Genomic DNA, 18095 nt, shown 5'->3' on the forward strand with positions numbered 1-18095 from the left:
CACGCCGGCCTCGCAGCCCACCGGCCGCCCCAGGCTGGCCAGTCCGCGGGGCGGCGCTACACTCGGAGCCGCCATTCACCCGCCGGGCAAAATATTGCTGGCAGCTTACCGCAATCCGGCCGAAATCCTGGAATCCCCATGCCCAACGGAACTTTGCTGTACGCCCAATCCGGCGGTGTGACCGCCGTCATCAATGCCACCGCCTCGGCCGTGATCGAGACCGCCCGAGCCCGCAAGGTCAAGGTGCTGGCCGCCCGCAACGGCATCCTCGGCGCCCTGCGCGAGGAGCTGATCGACACCTCCCGGGAGTCGGCCGCAGCGATCCGCGCCCTCGGCCACACCCCCGGCGGCGCCTTCGGCTCGTGCCGGGTCAAGCTGAAGTCGCTGGAGGCCGACCGCGCCCGCTATGAGCGCCTGCTGGCCGTGCTCAAGGCCCACGACGTGCGCTGGTTCCTCTACAACGGCGGCAACGACTCGGCCGACACCGCACTCAAGGTGTCCCGGCTCGCGGCTGAGTTCGGCTATCCGCTGACCTGCATCGGGGTGCCGAAGACGGTCGACAACGACCTGGCCGTGACCGACTGCTGCCCCGGCTTCGGCTCGGCCGCCAAGTACACCGCGGTGTCGGTGCGCGAGGCCGCCCTCGACGTGGCGGCGATGGCCGAGACCTCGACCAAGGTCTTCGTCTACGAGGCCATGGGCCGCCATGCCGGCTGGCTGGCCGCGGCCGCCGGCCTGGCCGGCCAGGGCCCCGACGACGCCCCGCACCTGATCCTGTTCCCGGAACGCCCCTTCGACGAGGCCGATTTCTTCGCCAAGGTCCGCGCCACGGTCGAGCGGGTCGGCTATTGCGTGGTGGTGGCCAGCGAAGGCATCCAGACCGCCGATGGCCGTTTCGTCGCCGATGCCGGAGGCGGCCACGACTCGTTCGGCCACACCCAGCTCGGCGGGGTCGCCTCGCACCTGGCCGGGCGGGTCAAGGACGCCCTGGGCTACAAGGTGCATTGGGCCCTGCCCGACTACCTGCAGCGCTCGGCCCGCCACCTGGCCTCCAAGACCGACGTCGAGCAGGCCCGCGCGGTCGGCAAGGCCGCGGTCGAGTTCGCGCTGAAGGGCCAGAATTCTGTGATGCCGGTGATCGTGCGCACCTCCGACGCGCCCTACCGCTGGAAGATAGAGGCCGCGCCGCTGAGCAAAGTGGCCAATCACGAGAAGAAGATGCCGGCCGGGTTCCTGCGCAAGGACGGCTACGGCATCACCGCCAAGGCGCGCGCCTACCTGGAACCGCTGATCCGCGGCGAGGCCCCGCCGCCGTACGGCCGCGACGGCCTGCCCAAGTACGTGGCGCTGAAGAACATCGCGGTGAAACCCAAGCTGCCGGCCTTCGAAGGCTAAGCGAACTGCGACGGCCGGCCGCTAACCGGGCGGCCGCATCGCCCCGGGCGCGCCGCCCGGGCGGGGCGGCGCTATCCTCGTCGAGGGTCGCCGCACCAAGGACCGCATTCGCTCATGGACAGTCGCACGAACACCGCTACCCGGGCCGCCTGGGCGGCCTGCCTCGCCGCGCTGGCGTCGGCGCCGGCCTGCGCCGGCGAGAGCTTTCTGTTGCATCGCTACGGCGAGCGCCCTGCGCGCGGCCTGATCTATGCCGACAGCAGTTGGATCGAGAGCGCGCTGCCGCCCGAGGACGAAAGCCGGATCTTGTTCGCCGACGGCCCCGACGCGGCGATGAGCGCACGCGAGGCGGCGCCGCGCTCGATCCAGGTGTTCGAGGTCATGGAACACGAATCCGCGCCGGACAAGATCGTCCACCGCCTGCAGTTTGACTGCACGCGCGGTCGAATGCGCAGCACCGCGGCCGAGGTGTACCGGCGCAACGACACCCAGGACACCCTGGCGCCGACCGATTGGGCGCCCACACCGGCCGGCTGGATGAGCCAGGCCCAGCGCTTCGCCTGCGAGCCGGCCTCGCGCACGGCCGAACACGGCATGACCCGGCTCGACAGCGCGGCCAATCTGCTGAGCGTGGTCGAGCTGTCCTGGCAACGCTTCTGGACCGACGGCAAGCGGCCGCGCTACACCAGCAGCCGCTCCGAGACCCAGATCGCCGCGCGCCGGCAGGAAGTCGAAGGTGCGCTGGCGCGCCTGTCCGGCGCGATGGACCAGGTCCACGCTGAATTGCGCGACCAGCAGGACGACGCCCGCGCCCAGGCCGAAGCCGCGGCGCGCAGCGCCCGCGCGCGCGAACGCCGCGAACGCACGCCGAACCCGGCGCTGGAAAACTGGATCGACGCGCCGCTGCAATTGCTGGTGGGCACCTGGGGCGATCCGGTCTCGTATCGCGACGAAGACCGCAGCCGCTTGCTGCATTACCTCCTGCCGGCGGCCGAATCCCAGGGCGGGCCGGCAGCGCCGGCCGCGGACGCCGGCCGCTGCGCGATCAAGTTCATCGTCCGCAACGGCACCGTCTTCGACTACACCGCCATCGGCGCCGGCACCTCGTGCGAGAACGCCGCGGTGCCGATGCGCTCGGTGTCGATGTGAATGCGCGAGAGCGCCCAACCTCGCGTCCGGGCGCGCATGATCGTGGCTTGCCCCGCGCCATCGCCTGCTGACCCATGACCGCCGAATCTCCGCTGCCGGCTTCGCTGCATCCGTGGATCGAACGCATCTGGGTGTGCGGGCGTCCGAGCCAGCCACCGCGCGCCCCTCGCGAACATTCCTTGCCGAACGGCGCGATGCATCTGGTGGTGCGCCTGGACGGGCGGCCGCTGCGCCTGTACGCCGATGCCGACGACCGCATCGGCCGCCGCCACGCCGCCGCGACCGTGGCCGGGATCCGTGCCGGGTACTGCATCAAGGACGCCTCCGCGCCGGCCGCCTCGGTCGGCGCGGTGCTGCGGCCGGGCGCGGCGCTGGCCTTGTTCGGCGTGTCCGCGGCGGAGCTCGCCGGCCAGCACGTGGCGCTCGGCGATCTGTGCGGCAGCGCCGCCGACCTGCTGGTCGAGCGCTTGGCCGCGACCGGCGACCCCGAGTGTCGCCGCCGAGTGTTCGAAGATTTCCTGCGCGAACGCCTGCGCCCGCCGCGCGGCCTCGACCCGCAGATCGTGCAGACCGCGAGCCGGCTTCAACGCGCCTGCGGCGGTGAGGAGGCCATCGCCGCGATCGCCGCCGGCGGCGGTCGCAGCCATCGCCATTTCATCGCCGCCTTCCGCGATGCGGTCGGCCTGGCGCCCAAGCGCTATGCGCGGGTGCAGCGCTTCCGCCGCCTGCTCGCGGCCTTGTCCGCCGCGCCACGGCCGGCCTGGGCGCAACTCGCGATCGAGCACGGGTATTTCGACCAGTCGCATCTGATCCGCGAATTCCGCGAGTTCGCCGGAGTCAGCCCGCGCGAGTACCTGGCCGCGCCGCTCGCCGCGCCGCATCATCTGCCGATCGGGCCGCGCTAGCCGCGTGCGGCGACGGCGACGGCGACGGCGACGGCGACGGCGACGGCGACGGCGACGGTCAATTTTATCCAATCCCCGCGAGCGGCCCGCCCCCATGCTGGCGCCGACATCCACCACGGAGCCCGCCATGGCCGTCCACGAACTGTTTTCCTATCTGTGCGTCGGCGACGCCCAGGCCGCGATCGCGTTCTACTGCAAGGTCTTCGAGGCCACCGAGAAATTCCGCCTGGTCGAACCCGGCGGCCGCATCGGCCACGTCGAACTCGATCTGGGCGGCACCACCTTAATGCTGTGCGAAGAGTTTCCCGAGGTCGAGATCCGCCGCCCCGAACCCAAACGCGGCCACAGCCACACCCTGCACCTGCATGTCGACGACGCCGACGACGTGGTCGCGCGCGCGGTCGCCGCCGGCGCGCAACTGGCGATGGCGCCGCGCGATCACTTCTACGGCGAACGCTCGGGCACGGTCATCGACCCGTTCGGCCATCGCTGGAACATCGGCCACAGCATCGAGCAGATCGAGCCCGAGGAAATGCAGCGACGCTACGAACGCGAGCCCGGCTGCTGAGGGCTGCGCGCTCTCGACAACCGCAGCGCAAGGGCCACACAGCGAGCACCGCAGGCCGCATCGCTGTGCGCACGACCGCTGCCGAGGCGTCTGCGCGGCTGCGAGTTCAGCTTTCGCGAACGCCGCAAGCTGTGCGCTGCGTCAGGAATAGGCACACAGCACATTAAGCCTGCGCCGAAACCCGTTGAATCGCCTGGTCGATTGCGGCACTCTGCCATCGCGCGCGTTCATGCACTTAATGGCGGACGCACGGACGCTGAGTTTCGACCCATCAAGGAGGCCTTCATGAAAGGCAAGCTGTTACCGCTGCTCATTCTCTTGCTGCCCTCGGCTTCGGCCCTGGCCGGCAAGTGCGAAGACAATTTCACCAAGTCCGGCAACCCGCTCAAGGGCACCGAGTACTCCACCTCGGTCACCGTGCCAGGGCTCAGCGTCGCCAGCGCGGTCGGCCAGATGAACAACATCGCCGTGTCCGACGGCATGAACGTGATCGATGCGAACAGCGAGTCCGGTTCTCTGTTGCTCGAAGTGTCGCCCAACCTCGCCCACCGCGGCCTGCAGGTCTACGTCACCGCGGTGGCGGACGGCACCGTGACGATGCTGATGAAGACGCGCCGCGGCGCGCTCGCCAACGCCGACTCTATCAAGACCTCGATGTGCAAGATGCTGTACCAGCTCAAGCCCGGCAAGGCACCGCCGAAGGCCACTGGCGGCAGCGCCAAGCCGATCTCGATCTCGGCGATCAAGCTGGCCGACGAAGTGTCCAAGACCGTCCAGGACAACGTCGCGATGATCGACGTGCGCAACAAGGGCAAGACCTACCGGGTCAGCGGCTACTTCCTGGGTTCGGAATCCGGCAGCGGCGGCCTGAGCGTGTTCTACGACATGAAGCCCTCGTTGCTGCCGGGCTTCATCCCGAGCAGCCGCGACGCCATCGTCTTCACCCGCGTGATGTGCCACATGGCTTCGGACCAGCGCGGTTATTCGATGACCCTGCGCAAGGGCGACAAGCTCGACCTGATCGGCACCTTCGACTCCTACCAGGCCGACACCCGCCTGATCCACCTCGGCAACTGCCGGGCCGCCAAGTAAGCGCAGCGGCTTCGCGACGAAGCCGCCGCACTCGAACGGGACGAAAGAAAGGGCCGCATTGCGGCCCTTTCTTTATGCGCGACGCTCTTCGCGGGATGCTGATCGCAGAGTCCTCGTCGCGCGATGCCCGTCGCCGTGGTAGATCAGCCGCCGCAGCTCGCACCTTCGACCTTCATCGACGCGGCGAACATCGGCACCGCGGCGAGCTTGTTGGCCGCGGCCTTTTCCTTTTCGTCCTGCAGGTACAGGCGCGACTTGCCTTGCGCATCCAGGGTCGGCGGCACCGCGGCCGCAGCCGGCTTGCGCCAGATCCTCACCACCGCCTGTTGCTGCGGGCAGGCGGCACTGGGCACGCGAATCAGGTCGTTGAATTTCCAGCCGCTCGCTTCCGACGGCTGGGCCTTGGCGGCGTCGACGAAGCGCGCACGCGGCTGGCAGTTCGGGCTGGTGCGCACGACCGCGAACTTGTAGGGCTCGGCGGCCTGGCCGGTGAATATACCCTCGACCCGCGCGCAAGCTTCCGGAATCTGGCGCAGGGTGTGCAGGCGGGCGACCGCCTGGGCCGGGATCGGCCCGCGCTGGATTTCGGGCGCCGGATCGGCGGGGGCGGCGATCGCGAGCGCAGGCAGGCCCGCGCACAGGATCGAAACGAACAGCACTGGGACGAATCGCATCGTCGGCTCCGGTCTGACAAGGCCGGCGCAGACTGGCACGCATCGGCTGAACCCTCGCCGGCCGGAGGCGGAGCCTGGCCGGCCGCGTTCACAGGCCCGGCGGCGGTCCGGACCGCGAACGCACCGGCCGCCTCGAAGGGCGGCCGACGCGCGGGTCGACCGACCCGGGGCTCAACCCGCCGGATTTACGCCGGCGGCGATCACTCCAGCGGGATGGGGCACTGCTTCTGCACGCAGCACGCCCAGCAATAGGTCTGGGTGTTGCCGGCCAGCTTGCAGTCGTAGATGCACTGCGCCATTTCCGGAGTGATGCTCGAGCCGCCGGCGGCGGCGGTCAGGCCCAGCCCCATACCGAACACGAACACACAACATGCGATCAGCTTCTTGCTCATGGACATCTCCTGATTGAGGTTCGAGGGAAAGCGTTTGCTTGGCTCAGCGCACGGACCTCGGCGTCGCGACGACGCCGGCATCCGTACTCCCCTGCGGGACACCCGCAGTGCGCATCGGCAACCTCAGCGTTTCCCCGGGTGGCGATTCCCTGGCCGGCGCGATGCGCGCCACCGACTACACGGCGCATCGCGGGCACTGTCAAACCGCGGCCGTTCCGCCACGGCGTACGCGCCGGAACGCGGGTGCGCGCCGCCGCCGCGATCTCGCTCGCCGGGCGTATTCAGCCGCTGCGTCACAGCGCGCGCGTGCACCGGTCAAGCCCATAACGGGGTCGATCCCGGGAACGAACCGGACCCGATCCGTGACTGGAGTCGCAGCCCCGCCGACGCCGCCTCGCCGCTCGCACCGCCTCGCTGCGGCGAGGTTTCACCGGCCCAGTGCGTGTGCGATAGTCGCGACACCGCCGTGTTCGCAGCACGGCGTCGCTGCAATGCAACACGCATCAGCGCAAGAAGCGATTCCGCGGCACACCGGCCAACAGCTTTCCGCGGCACAACACGATCGACCCGTTGTCCTGTGATGTCCACTTCTACATTTGGGGAGGGGTTCATGCTGGAGCAGTACGGTTTGACCTTGGCGCTGGGCTGCGCCGTCATCGCGATCCTTTACGGCATCGTGTCCGCGCGCTGGATCAGCGCTCAACCCGCCGGCAACGAACGAATGCAGGAGATCGCCGGCGCGATCCAGGAGGGCGCACGCGCCTATCTCAACCGCCAATACATGACCATCGGCATCGCCGGCGCGGTCTTGTTCGTGTTGATCTGGTTCGCACTCGGCGGGCCGACCGCGATCGGCTTCCTGCTCGGCGCGGTGCTCTCGGGCGCGGCCGGCTATATCGGCATGAACGTGTCGGTGCGCGCCAACGTGCGCACCGCCGAAGCCGCGCGCAAGGGCATCGGCCCGGCGATGGACGTGGCCTTCCGCGGCGGCGCGATCACCGGCATGCTGGTGGTCGGCCTGGGCCTGCTCGGCGTGGCCGGTTACTGGCTGGCGCTGGCCAAGCTCGGCGTGACCGGCGAGAAAGCGCTGCACGCCCTGGTCGGCCTGGCCTTCGGCTCTTCGCTGATCTCGATCTTCGCCCGGCTCGGCGGCGGCATCTTCACCAAGGGCGCCGACGTCGGCGCCGACCTGGTCGGCAAGGTCGAAGCCGGCATCCCCGAGGACGACCCGCGCAACCCGGCGGTGATCGCCGACAACGTCGGCGACAACGTCGGCGACTGCGCCGGCATGGCCGCCGACTTGTTCGAGACGTACGCGGTCACGGTGATCGCGACGATGCTGCTCGGCAGCCTGATGGCCAGCACGGTCGGCGCCAACGGCGTGCTGTACCCGCTGGTGCTCGGCGGCGTGTCGATCATCGCCTCGATCATCGGCGCGTTCTTCGTCAAGGTGAAGGCCGGCGGCTCGATCATGGGTGCCCTGTACAAGGGCGTGATCGTTTCGGCGGTGCTCGCGGCGATCGCGTTCTATCCGATCACCACCGAACTGATGCGCGATGCCAGCCACGGCGCGATCAACCTGTACGGCTGCGCGCTGATCGGCCTGGTCCTGACCGGCGCCATCGTCTGGATCACCGAGTACTACACCGGCACCCAGTACGCACCGGTCAAGCACGTCGCCGCGGCTTCCACCACCGGTCACGGCACCAACATCATCGCCGGCCTCGGCGTGTCGATGAAGTCGACCGCGCTGCCGGTGATCGCGGTGTGCGTGGCGATCTGGGGCTCGCATGCGCTCGGCGGCCTGTACGGCATCGCCATCGCCGCGACGTCGATGCTGTCGATGGCCGGCATGATCGTCGCCCTCGATGCGTACGGCCCGATCACCGACAACGCCGGCGGCATCGCCGAAATGGCCGAGTTGCCCTCGGACGTGCGCGCGGTCACCGACCCGCTCGACGCGGTCGGCAACACCACCAAGGCGGTGACCAAGGGCTACGCGATCGGTTCGGCCGCGCTCGCCGCGCTGGTGTTGTTCGCCGACTACACCCACAACCTGCAGGCCGCGCATCCGGGCGTGCTGTTCAACTTCGACCTGTCCGACCACATGGTGATCATCGGCCTGCTGATCGGCGGCCTGATCCCCTACCTGTTCGGCGCGATGGCGATGGAAGCGGTCGGCCGCGCCGCCGGCGCGGTGGTCGAGGAAGTGCGGCGCCAGTTCCGCGACATTCCCGGGATCATGGAAGGCACCGGCAAGCCGCAGTACGACAAGGCCGTGGACATGCTGACCAAGTCGGCGATCAAGGAAATGATCGTGCCGTCCCTGCTGCCGGTCGCGGTGCCGGTGGTGGTCGGCCTGCTGCTCGGGCCGAAGGCGCTCGGCGGCTTGCTGATCGGCACCATCGTCACCGGCCTGTTCGTGGCCATCTCGATGACCACCGGCGGCGGCGCCTGGGACAACGCCAAGAAGTACATCGAGGACGGCCACCACGGCGGCAAGGGTTCGGAAGCGCACAAGGCCGCGGTCACCGGCGACACCGTCGGCGACCCGTACAAGGACACCGCCGGCCCGGCGATCAATCCGCTGATCAAGATCATCAACATCGTCGCCCTGCTGCTGGTGCCGCTGCTGCCGGTGAACGGCATGGGCACCGCGGGCGCCGCGCACGGTGTCGGCGAAGTCGTGCTGACCGCGCCGGCGACCGACGTCGGCGGGCCGGTGGCTTCGAGCGGAGCGGATTCAACTGGAGCGGCTTCCACTGGAGCCGATTCCACCGCAGCGGGCTCGACCGGCACCGAGGCATCGGCCGCGGTCGAGTCCACCGACAGCGCATCGGCCGCGGCGGCCGCCGGCACCGCCAAGCTCTACTTCGGGGTCGATTCGGCGACGCCGCCGGCCACCGCCGGGGCCGACCTGGCCGGCGTGGTCGCCGCGCTGAAAGCCGAGCCCTCGACGAAGGCGCGCATCTCCGGTTTCCACGACGAGTCGGGCAATGCCGCGAGCAACGCCGAGCTGGCCAAGCAGCGCGCGCAAGCGGTGCAGCGCTGGCTGGAATCGCAGGGTATCGGCCAGGACCGCATCGTTCTCGACAAACCGACGGTCACCACCGGCGGCGGCAGCGCCGAGGAAGCGCGGCGGGTGGAGGTGAAGGTCGAATAAGTCCGGCACCGTCTCGAACGGAAAACGGCGGCCTCGGCCGCCGTTTTCTTTTGCGTCCCGAAGCTCGGGTGCATCCGGCAACCGGGCGGCTCAGCGCGCCGCGAACCCGTTCGCCGCTACGTCGAACCACGGTGTGCACAGAAGTTGCTGCCGCTCGACTACCGCGAACGAAGCGCGCCAGACTTCGGTCCCGCCGACACTTTGCGGCGCGGCGAAATCCCGGTCTTCGAACGCCGCCACACCGAGGCACCAGCGCAACCGCTTCGGCGCATCGAGGCCGGGCAGCGCGAACTCGAAACGCCCGGCGGTCTGCGCACCCGCGTCTACCCGGACCGCCAACGGCGTCGGCGGCGAAACCGGCGCCGGATTCGGCAACGGCGCAGCGGCGTGGCTCAACGACACATCGCCTCCCTCCATCCGCCAAGCCGGCGCGGCGATCGCGCCGGCGGTCTGCCGCCCCGTCGCCACCGCGTGACGGTCGCCGCGGTCGAACACGGCCAGCGGCATATCGCCTTGGTTGTGCAGGCGGTACGCAACCGTCAACACCCGCTTGGAGGCCGCATAATCGAACTCCGCTTCGAGCGCGACACCGTGACCCTGCACCTTCGCGGTACGAGCGGCGTCCGAAGCGCGGTCAGCAGGCATGGGGTCGGGCTCCGCGGATGAGGAAGGTTGCGCATGCGCGCAGGCGATCGCGGCGAGCGCCAGCGAACACACCAGCAAGCGGCGAATGCAGGCGTAACGAGGGTACATCGTCGAGGTCATGCCGGCACTCGTGTCGAAAAGAAGGGGCGGCGCAGGGGACGGATCATCACGGCCGCCACGGCCCGCGCGCCATCAGGAATGACAACGTCCGCCAATCCTAGACAAAACCTCCCGGACAAAACCGGGCAGCCCGCTGAACGCGGGCTGCCCGCCTGTCTCCCCAGAGCCCCTCGTCACGATGTGCGGAAGGCCGCGCGGTCAGAACGCATAACTCGGCCGATCCGGCAGCCCGAGTTCGCCGCGGATACCGTTCTCGGTCAGATGATCGGGATTGGCAGTGGTCTTGGGCGTAGCGGGGTCGCCGTCGAAATCGTAAGCGGGTGCGCTGGTCTCCAGGCCCACCGCCTGACGCTCGGCGTTCGGCACGCGGCCGTCGTCGGGTCCGGTGCCCTGATAAGTGCCCGGCTGGAAGGTGCCGGTGACGCCGTTGTAGGCGTGCGACATCTCGTGATACAGCACCACCACCGGGGCCGGGAACTCGGCCAGGTGGAACGAGGGGTTGTAGCTGATCTGCACGTCGCCGCCGGCGCCCGGCTTGCCGTTGACGATGTCGGCGTCGTTGCTGAAGGTCTGGGCGTAGCCGTTTTGTTCGTTGGCCAGTTCCTTGATGGTCACGCTGTTGCCGCGCGCGGCGGCCCGGTCGAATTCGGCCAGCATCTGCTGTCCGTTCGGCGAGCTGCGCAGGAACTCGATCTCCGCGCCGACGCGCTGCTTGAATGCGTCCGAACCCTCGATGGTCACGCCCTTGCTGGCGCTGATCTCGACGTTGATCACGGTGTTGCGCGCTCCGGTGGCGGCATTGACGAGGTCGCTGGCCTGCTGCGCGTACACGGTGTCGTTCCCGCCGCCGTTGTCGACCGTGTCCCGGCCGGCGCCGGTGTAGACCGCATCGTCGCCGTCGCCGCTGCGCAAGGTGTCGTCGTCGAGGCCGCCCGACAGCATGTCCTTGCCGGCGCCGCCGTCGAGCGTGTCGCCGCCCCGGCCGCCTTCGAGGAAGTCCACCCCGCTGCCGCCGCCGAGCGTGTCGGCGCCGTCGCCGCCATAAACCACGTCGTCGCCGTCGCCGCCATCGAGACGGTCGTCGCCGCTGTTGCCGAATACATCGTCGCGGCCGGCACCGGTGGAGACCACGTCGTTGCCGAGGCCGGCGTCGATGCGATCGCTGCCGGCGCCGGTGCTGATCGCGTCGTCGCCGGCGCCGCCGTCGACGACGATGTTCACCTTCACGTTCGGGGCGACGTTGATGGTGTCGTTGCCGGCGCCGCTGCGGATCGTCAGCTCCTGGTTCTCGCCCAGGCGCACCTCGTACTTCTCGCCGTTGATGCCGACGTCGAGGGTGCCGTCGTCGCGCTGAGTGATCTGCACGTCGTCGTTCTTGGTACCGGTGGTCAGCACGACCTGGTCGCTGCTGACGTAGCTGCGACCCAGGCCGGCATCGGCCAGGGTCTGCTCGCGCGCGATCGAGACCTCGGCGCCCCGGTGCAGCGGATCGATCTGCACGGTCTTGCCGTCGGGCGTGCGGCCCTCGCTGCGCTGCTGCGGGTTGGTGTCGCTGCCGTCGATCGCCACCGCCTCGTCCAGCCCCGGATTGGCGATCGTCGGGTTGCCCGCCTCGGCGATCGTCGGTTCGATCGCCGGCGACTGCGGCTCGGCCAGCCGGTTCGGATCGGCGGCGACCGGGTCGTTCCAGTAAGAGTCGACCGGCGGCGCGGAACGGGTGGCGTCGAGCTGTACGGACATGGCAGGCCTGCGTGGAAAGAGTACGAGCCTCCTAGATACGCAGACGTATGGCCGCATCCAAGCTAGGGCGTACCCAAGCTAGGGTCGTCCCCAGGAGCGGTTCGGCAGCCAGGCCTGGCGCTCACCAGGCCTCCAGTTCGTAGATGGGGGTGGCCGGATCGGCCGGGTTCTGCGCCGGCTGGGTCACGTCCAGGCGCACATAACGCGCCCGGGTCGGCGCGATGCGATGCACGCTGACGCTATCGACGTTGTCGTCGACCTTCGCCACCTGCCGCCAGCGCGCGCCGTCGTCGGACACCGACAGCGCGAACGCGCGGGTGTTCATCGCCGCCGCTTCGCCGCCGGCCTGGGCGTGCTTGACGGTGAAGCCGCGCAATTCGCGCTGGGCTTGCAGGTCGATGCGCAGCCAGGCCGGCCGCTGCAGCGAACAGAACTTGTCGTGGGTCTTGCTGGCGAGCAGGCCGTTGACCGCTTTCTCCGCTTCCTCGCCGGGCTTGCAGATCGCCGAGCCGGTGGCCGGGCGATGCAGAGCCAGATTGGCTGGCGCGGGCTCGCCGCTCGCCGCCGGCGCGACCGGCCCGCACGCGGCGAACAGCAGCCACGCGACGACCGCCCCGCGCCTCATGGCGCCCCCCGTTGCGCGAGCCACGCGCGTTTGCCGACCTGCGCGGTCTTGTGCTCGCCGTCGTGGCTCCAGCCCGGCGGCATGAGCGGGTACAGCAGTTTGTTTTTCCATCCGGGCGCGCCGGCGATGTCGCGCGACAGGGCGACGAACTCGCCGAGATAGGCATCGAAAAAACTGCCGGGTTTCAGCGGCCGGGTGATGCCGTACTCGATCCGCACGTCGTCGCGCTGTGGCTGGTACGTACGGAACACCCGGTCCCAGACATTGAGCAGGTTGCAGAAATTCGTGTCCATGTAGACCGCGTTGCGGGCGTGATGCACGCGGTGGTGCGCCGGGGTCAGGATCAGCCGGTGCAGCGCCCCGAGGCGCCCGTCCTTGAGCGCGTGCTCGCCCAGGTGGATGAACTGCCCCCACAGCCCGTCGACGAACATGATCAGCAACAGCAGCGGCGGCTCTACCCCGGCCAGGATGCAGATCGTGGTCCGCACCAGGTCGGCGTAAGGCGCCTCCAGGAACAGATGGGCGTAGTTGACCGACAGATTCATCGCCACCGGCGCGTGATGGGTCGAGTGCAGGCACCACAGCAGGCGCACTTTGTGGGCGAGGTAGTGATAGACGAAGTGGGCGAACTCCCAGACCAGGTAGCCGTAGATCAACCCGGGCACGCCGATCCCGACCTGGAACGGCGCATACGGCTGGAACAGGCCGATGCACAGGGTGACCACCCCGAAGGTCAGGAAAGTCGAGATCAGCCGGTTGGCCAGCAGGGTGAGGAAAGGGAGTTTGTAGTCCTCGAGCTTGAACCGGCGCTGGGCCACGGTCCGCAGCAGTTCGTAGACCAGCAGGATCGGGATGACCGGATACAGCAGGGCGGCGGCACCGTCGGCACTGAGCAAAGCCCGGTAGCCTTGCTCGGCCAGCAACTTCAACAAGGCCCCCAGGCCGAAGAAACCGATCAGCTCCTGCTCGACATAGCCCCACCACGCCATCGCCGCCCCCGAATTTATCTCGATCTAAATTCAGGATTAACACCGACCGACGGGAGCGGCAAGCGCGCCGGGCCGAACCCGCCCGGCGAGCGTTGGACAAGGCCTGGACCTGTTTGGACGCGGCGCGGATCGCCGCCCGACCGCCCTCGCGACGGTGGCCCGTTCACTGCCGTTCGGCGCACGAAGTCAGTGCTTTGCCGCCGATTGACCGTTTACGCGCCGGCTGGCGCCGCGCCGGGCTGGTTCCCGCCTCGTGCTGCAACGCAGCACCCGGCCGCGTAGAATGGCCCATCTTCTTTCACCGCCCGCCTTCTGGCGGGCCACAGCAGTCGGAGCACACATGGGTCTGGACCTCGTTTCCACCGGCAAGAATCCGCCGCACGAGATCAACGTCATCATCGAAATCCCGAAGGATGCCGAGCCGGTCAAGTACGAGGTCGACAAGTCCTCCGGCGCCATCTTCGTCGACCGCATCCTGTCGACCCCGATGCGCTATCCCTGCAACTACGGCTACGTCCCGCACACCGTCTGCGGCGACGGCGATCCGGCCGACGTGCTGGTGATCCTGCCGCTGCCGCTGATCCCGGGCTCGGTGATCCGCTGCCGTCCGGTGGCCGTGCTGAAGATGTCCGACGAAGCCGGCAGCGACGAAAAGCTGCTCGCCGTGCCGGTCGACAAGGTCTTCGCCGGCTACAGCCACATCCACGACATCGAACAGGTCAGCCCGCACTGGCTCGAGCGCATCGGCCACTTCTTCGAGCACTACAAGGACCTGGAGAAGGGCAAGTGGGTCAAGCTCGACGGTTGGGGCAATGCCGAGGAAGCCAAGAAGATCCTGGTCGAAGCCATCGAGCGCTACGCGGCCACCTCGGAGGAAGACAAGCCGAAGTTCTGATCGGTACTCGGTTCTGCATCAAACAAAGGCCGCCTTCGGGCGGCCTTTCGCTTTGCGGCGAGGCACCGTTGGCTCCCTGGCGAGCCTGAAGCCGATTCGAGGGCCACGCCGTTACCGCAGTCAACGCCTTCCTCTTTTGATTCGAGCAGGTCTTCCCGAGAGCAAGAACGGCTAAGCCCCCGGCCAAAAATGCATAGGCCGCGGTCTCCAGATCGTGCATGAAGCAATAAACCACCGTCGTAAACACAGCCACCAAGGACAGAAAGATCTCGGTACCAGCCAAGTGTCGAAGTGTCGAAGTGTCATGGCATCGCTCTCGATTCTTGCCCTTCAAGCCCAACTCGCACTGCACTATTCACGCCCTTTCAACCAATCGAAAAGGATCGGCAGCTGCTGAACCGCCATAACGAGCAAGGCGAACAACATCCCTTTAAACAAACCGTAGCCAAACCAGAAGGGCAGCCCGCCCGCGATAGCCACAAAGGCAGCTACTTTCTGCTCTTTCCAAAAGCGCCGGCTCACAACACTCGCCTCTTTCTCCATTTCTCGCTCTTCCAACAATCGGCGAGAACCAATGGCCGCAACCTCATCGACCGCTTCCACCACAAAGAACTACGGCCCCTTTCGGGGCCGTAGTCGTATGGCGGTACTACTTGACGCTTATCAGAAGCGCTGCGTGTACTTCATGTAGACGAAGCGACCGATGTCGAAGCTGCCGTTGTACGAGAAGCTGCTGTTCGGCTGGCTGTACATGGTCTGGCCGACGTGGTCGAACACGTTGTTCGCGCCCAGCGCCACCGTGGCGTTCCACGGGGTGTTGTAGCGGACCTGCACGTCGTGGAAGGTGTTGCCGCCCACTTCGCGAATCGGCTGGATGCCCTTGTAGCTCGACTGGTAGTTCGGCTTGTCGCATTCCGCGCCGCCGTCCAGGTCGTACGAGCACTCTTCCTTCAGGCCGGAGTAGTAACGCATGCCCCAGCTCGCGCCGAAGTCGCCGTAGCTCCAGTCGGCGTTCAAGTTCGAACGCACGCGGAAGTTGCTGCCGCCGTCGGCGACCCAGCTCGTACGCTGCTCGACCGGAGTGGTGGACTCGCCGTCGCGCTTGTATTCCAGGTAGTCGACGTAGGTCGTCTTCCAGGTGAACGAGAAGTTGCCGAAGCGGGTGTCCATCAGACGGTAGGCGATGCCGAGGTCGTAACCGGCCGTTTCCTGGTAACCGCCGTTGATCAGGTTGCGGGTCACGCCCACGACCTGGCCTTCGCCGTCGCGCACGAAGCGGCCGCAGGCCGAGTCGATGCCGAGGACGTAGCAGTTGTTGAGGATCGAGGTGACGGTTTCAGCCGCGATGACGTCGTCGATCTTGATCTTCCACCAGTCCAGGCTGATGTCGAGGCCGCTGACGTAGCTCGGGCTGTAGACGAAACCGATGCTGGTCGACTTCGAGGTTTCCGGCATCAGATCCGGGTTCGAGCCGGACAGGAACGCGCTGTCGGACTGAGCGTTCGGACCGGTGGCCGGACGACCGCCGGAGGCGACCTGGCGGAAGTTCGCCGGGACCACGCCGCCGCAACGCGCGGCGACCTGCGGGTTACGCACGGCCGAGCCGAACAGCGTGTCGCAGGGATCGGTGTAGTTGTCGAAGCTCTCGCTGACGCCGCCGTACAGGTCGGCCACGGTCGGCGCGCGGAAGCCCGTCGCGTAGGTGCCGCGGACCAGCAGGTCGTCGATCGGCTTCCACTTCAGGCTGAACTTGCCGTTGGTGGTGTCGCCGAAGGTGTTGTAGTCCGAGTAACGGCCGGCGAGGCTGAACGACAGTTCCTTCGCGAAGGCCACATCGGCCAGCACCGGCACGGCGAGTTCGACGTAGAACTCGTCGAGCGAGTAGCCGCCCTGGGTTTCGCTACCGGCCAGGTCGGTGCTCAGGCCCGACTGCAGCAGGGCGTCCGGCGAGTAGTGCGCCGATTCCTTGCGGTGCTCGTAGCCGGCCGCCAGGCCGAGGTCGCCCGCCGGCAGCGCAGCGAGCACGCCGCTGAGGTTGAGGCTGTAGACCTCGGTCTTGGTGGTCGAGGTGTCGTGGGTCGGCAGGTACAGGTACTTCTGCAGATCCTTGTTGTTCAACGAACCCGGTGCGTTGACGTCCGGACCCAGCAGCGGGTTCCAGGCCAGGCAGTCGGCGATCGGGTTGGCTGCGGTGCCGCAACGGGCCACGCCGCCCGCGTCGATGAACGACGGGCCCAGGGCCTTCTCGGCGTGCGGCAGGTACAGATTGCCGGTGCCGGTCTTGACGCCCTTGTTCTGGTTGTACATGTAACCGGCGTCCCAATCCCACGGCTTGCCGGCCAGTTCGAACGAACCCTCCAGGCCGCCGCTGAAGCGGTAGGTGGTCAGCTCGGACTTGGTCTGGCGCGGGACTTCCCAGCCACGGCGGTAGAAGTCGGCGTCATAACCCAACGGGTTGAATGCGCTGCCGGCCTTCAGGCTGAGGTCGCCTTCGTAGCGGTCGCGGAAACCGGTGGAACGGAACGGATAGCCGGCGATCTGCTGGACGGCTTCGCGGTCCGTGTACAGGACGTCGGCCTTGGCGCGCAGATTGTCGGTGATGTCGAACTCGGCGTTGGCGAACACCGAACGACGCTCCAGGCCGGTCGACAGATACATCTGCTCGTTGGCGTTGGCGTAGTCGGTCAGCGGGTTCGTCGCGTGGAAGTTCGCGATGTTCGAAGTGTCGGTGGTGCCACGGTTCGCGGTCAGCCCGTTGCCGGCGTCGTCGAACAGGGTGCCCCACTGGTTGATGCCGCTCCAGCCGTTGGTGCGGATGCCGTCCGGGCCGATGTCCGGGACCGGATGGCCACGACCGTTCGGGTAGCGAGTGAAGGCGCGATCGCGGGCCATGACCGGATCTTCCTTGCTGTACTCGGCGCCCAAGGTCACCGAACCGCGCTCGCCGGTCTGGCCGACGACGAAGTTATAGACTTCCTTGTTGCCGTCGCCCTGGCCGTACTGGCCCAGGTAGGCGCTGGCTTCGAGGCCGTCGAAACGCTTGCGGGTGATGATGTTGACCACGCCGGCGATCGCGTCCGAACCGTACAGCGCCGAAGCGCCGTCGGTGAGGACTTCGATGCGCTCGACGATCGAGCTCGGGATCGCCGCCAGGTCGGAGTAACCGCTGGAGCTGATGCCCATGCGCTTGCCGTCGATCAGCACCAGGGTGCGCTGCGGGCCGAGGTTGCGCAGATCGACGTACTGGCCGCCCACGTCTTCGCCCGACGCCAGCGCGTCGGCGCGCGAGATCGCCGGCGAACCGGTGGCGGTGATGTTCTGGACGATGTCCGCGACGCTCGTGAAGCCCTGCTTCTGGATGTCGGCGCGCGTCATCGTGACGACCGGCTGCGAGGTTTCCAGGTTCGCCTGACGGATGCGCGAACCGGTGACTTCGATGCGGTCGAGGGTGGTGGTGGCCTGATTGGAGGCGTCGGCTTCCTGTGCGCCAGCGATCGCCGGGATCAGGGCCGACACTAACGCCGTAGCGATGGCGGACGGCAGCAAGCCGTACCGCGCCGCGGGGCGCAGACTGCGATGGTTCATCTATCTCTCTCCAGTAATCTCGTTATGGGCGTGTTAAAACGCTTTGCAAAAGTACGACCCGAACGCCGCTGGTGCTTTGCCCTTGAGGCCGGGAGACTTTGCCGATTGAGTCGTCGCGGTCGTGGTCACAACGCAGCCACGCAATCAAGCGCCGATGA

The 18095-nt window shown here is 67.9% G+C and carries 15 protein-coding genes and 1 pseudogene; 8 read left to right on the forward strand and 8 right to left on the reverse strand.

The features are described 5' to 3' along the window. Window positions 1-138 precede the first annotated feature (138 nt). The 5 genes from AC6CH2_RS21770 to AC6CH2_RS21790 all read left to right on the forward strand — a co-directional run bounded on the left by AC6CH2_RS21770 (window position 139) and on the right by AC6CH2_RS21790 (window position 5109). On the forward strand, window positions 139-1395 hold the full coding sequence (locus AC6CH2_RS21770; protein WP_498271044.1) for a 6-phosphofructokinase: 1257 nt from the start codon (window positions 139-141) through the stop codon (window positions 1393-1395). Between the two features lie 114 nt (window positions 1396-1509). Next, a complete protein-coding gene (locus tag AC6CH2_RS21775; RefSeq protein ID WP_498271045.1) occupies window positions 1510-2544 on the forward strand; it encodes a hypothetical protein in 1035 nt (344 codons plus the stop codon). Between the two features lie 74 nt (window positions 2545-2618). After that, window positions 2619-3449: a helix-turn-helix domain-containing protein gene (locus AC6CH2_RS21780; RefSeq protein ID WP_498271046.1), complete on the forward strand. Its 831-nt coding sequence runs from the start codon at window positions 2619-2621 to the stop codon at window positions 3447-3449. 127 nt (window positions 3450-3576) lie between these two features. Next, window positions 3577-4017, forward strand: coding sequence for a VOC family protein (locus AC6CH2_RS21785; protein ID WP_498271047.1), 441 nt, complete (start codon window positions 3577-3579; stop codon window positions 4015-4017). 285 nt (window positions 4018-4302) lie between these two features. Next, the gene (locus AC6CH2_RS21790; RefSeq protein WP_498271048.1) at window positions 4303-5109 is read left to right on the forward strand and encodes a hypothetical protein; all 807 of its coding nucleotides are present in this window, start codon (window positions 4303-4305) and stop codon (window positions 5107-5109) included. 143 nt (window positions 5110-5252) lie between these two features. On the opposite strand, the gene AC6CH2_RS21795 is transcribed toward AC6CH2_RS21790, so the two are convergent. Next, on the reverse strand, window positions 5253-5768 hold the full coding sequence (locus tag AC6CH2_RS21795; protein WP_498271090.1) for a hypothetical protein: 516 nt from the start codon (window positions 5766-5768) through the stop codon (window positions 5253-5255). Between the two features lie 215 nt (window positions 5769-5983). Further along, a complete protein-coding gene (locus AC6CH2_RS21800; RefSeq protein WP_435394744.1) occupies window positions 5984-6175 on the reverse strand; it encodes a hypothetical protein in 192 nt (63 codons plus the stop codon). 610 nt (window positions 6176-6785) lie between these two features. On the opposite strand from AC6CH2_RS21800, the pseudogene AC6CH2_RS21805 reads away from it, so the two are divergent. Together AC6CH2_RS21805 and AC6CH2_RS21810 are read left to right on the forward strand one after the other, a co-directional pair. Further along, window positions 6786-8810: pseudogene (locus tag AC6CH2_RS21805) on the forward strand (sodium-translocating pyrophosphatase); the annotation flags it as partial. Between the two features lie 12 nt (window positions 8811-8822). After that, a complete protein-coding gene (locus AC6CH2_RS21810; RefSeq protein ID WP_498271091.1) occupies window positions 8823-9338 on the forward strand; it encodes an OmpA family protein in 516 nt (171 codons plus the stop codon). Window positions 9339-9428: 90 nt separating this feature from the next. Here the strand turns inward: AC6CH2_RS21810 and AC6CH2_RS21815 are convergent, their stop codons facing one another. From AC6CH2_RS21815 to AC6CH2_RS21830, 4 genes are all read right to left on the reverse strand, one after another. Continuing rightward, on the reverse strand, window positions 9429-10103 hold the full coding sequence (locus AC6CH2_RS21815; RefSeq protein WP_498271049.1) for a hypothetical protein: 675 nt from the start codon (window positions 10101-10103) through the stop codon (window positions 9429-9431). Window positions 10104-10301: 198 nt separating this feature from the next. Then, window positions 10302-11843 (reverse strand): M91 family zinc metallopeptidase, encoded by a 1542-nt coding sequence (locus AC6CH2_RS21820; protein WP_498271050.1) that lies wholly within the window; start codon window positions 11841-11843, stop codon window positions 10302-10304. Window positions 11844-11964: 121 nt separating this feature from the next. Beyond that, on the reverse strand, window positions 11965-12468 hold the full coding sequence (locus AC6CH2_RS21825; protein WP_498271051.1) for a discoidin domain-containing protein: 504 nt from the start codon (window positions 12466-12468) through the stop codon (window positions 11965-11967). After that, on the reverse strand, window positions 12465-13457 hold the full coding sequence (locus tag AC6CH2_RS21830) for a sterol desaturase family protein (protein WP_498271052.1): 993 nt from the start codon (window positions 13455-13457) through the stop codon (window positions 12465-12467). The genes AC6CH2_RS21825 and AC6CH2_RS21830 overlap by 4 nt, the downstream gene beginning before the upstream one ends. Window positions 13458-13797: 340 nt before the next feature. Here AC6CH2_RS21830 and ppa point away from each other — a divergent pair, with 340 nt between their 5' ends. Beyond that, window positions 13798-14352, forward strand: a complete 555-nt coding sequence (gene ppa, locus AC6CH2_RS21835) for an inorganic diphosphatase (RefSeq protein ID WP_031370347.1) — start codon at window positions 13798-13800, stop codon at window positions 14350-14352. A 351-nt stretch (window positions 14353-14703) separates the two neighbouring features. Here ppa and AC6CH2_RS21840 read toward each other — a convergent pair whose 3' ends face one another. Beyond that, a complete protein-coding gene (locus AC6CH2_RS21840) occupies window positions 14704-14958 on the reverse strand; it encodes a hypothetical protein (protein WP_498271053.1) in 255 nt (84 codons plus the stop codon). 57 nt (window positions 14959-15015) lie between these two features. Continuing rightward, on the reverse strand, window positions 15016-17937 hold the full coding sequence (locus tag AC6CH2_RS21845) for a TonB-dependent receptor plug domain-containing protein (RefSeq protein ID WP_498271054.1): 2922 nt from the start codon (window positions 17935-17937) through the stop codon (window positions 15016-15018). Between the last annotated feature and the right edge of the window lie 158 nt (window positions 17938-18095).

The organism is Lysobacter sp. GQ73, assembly GCF_059758755.1.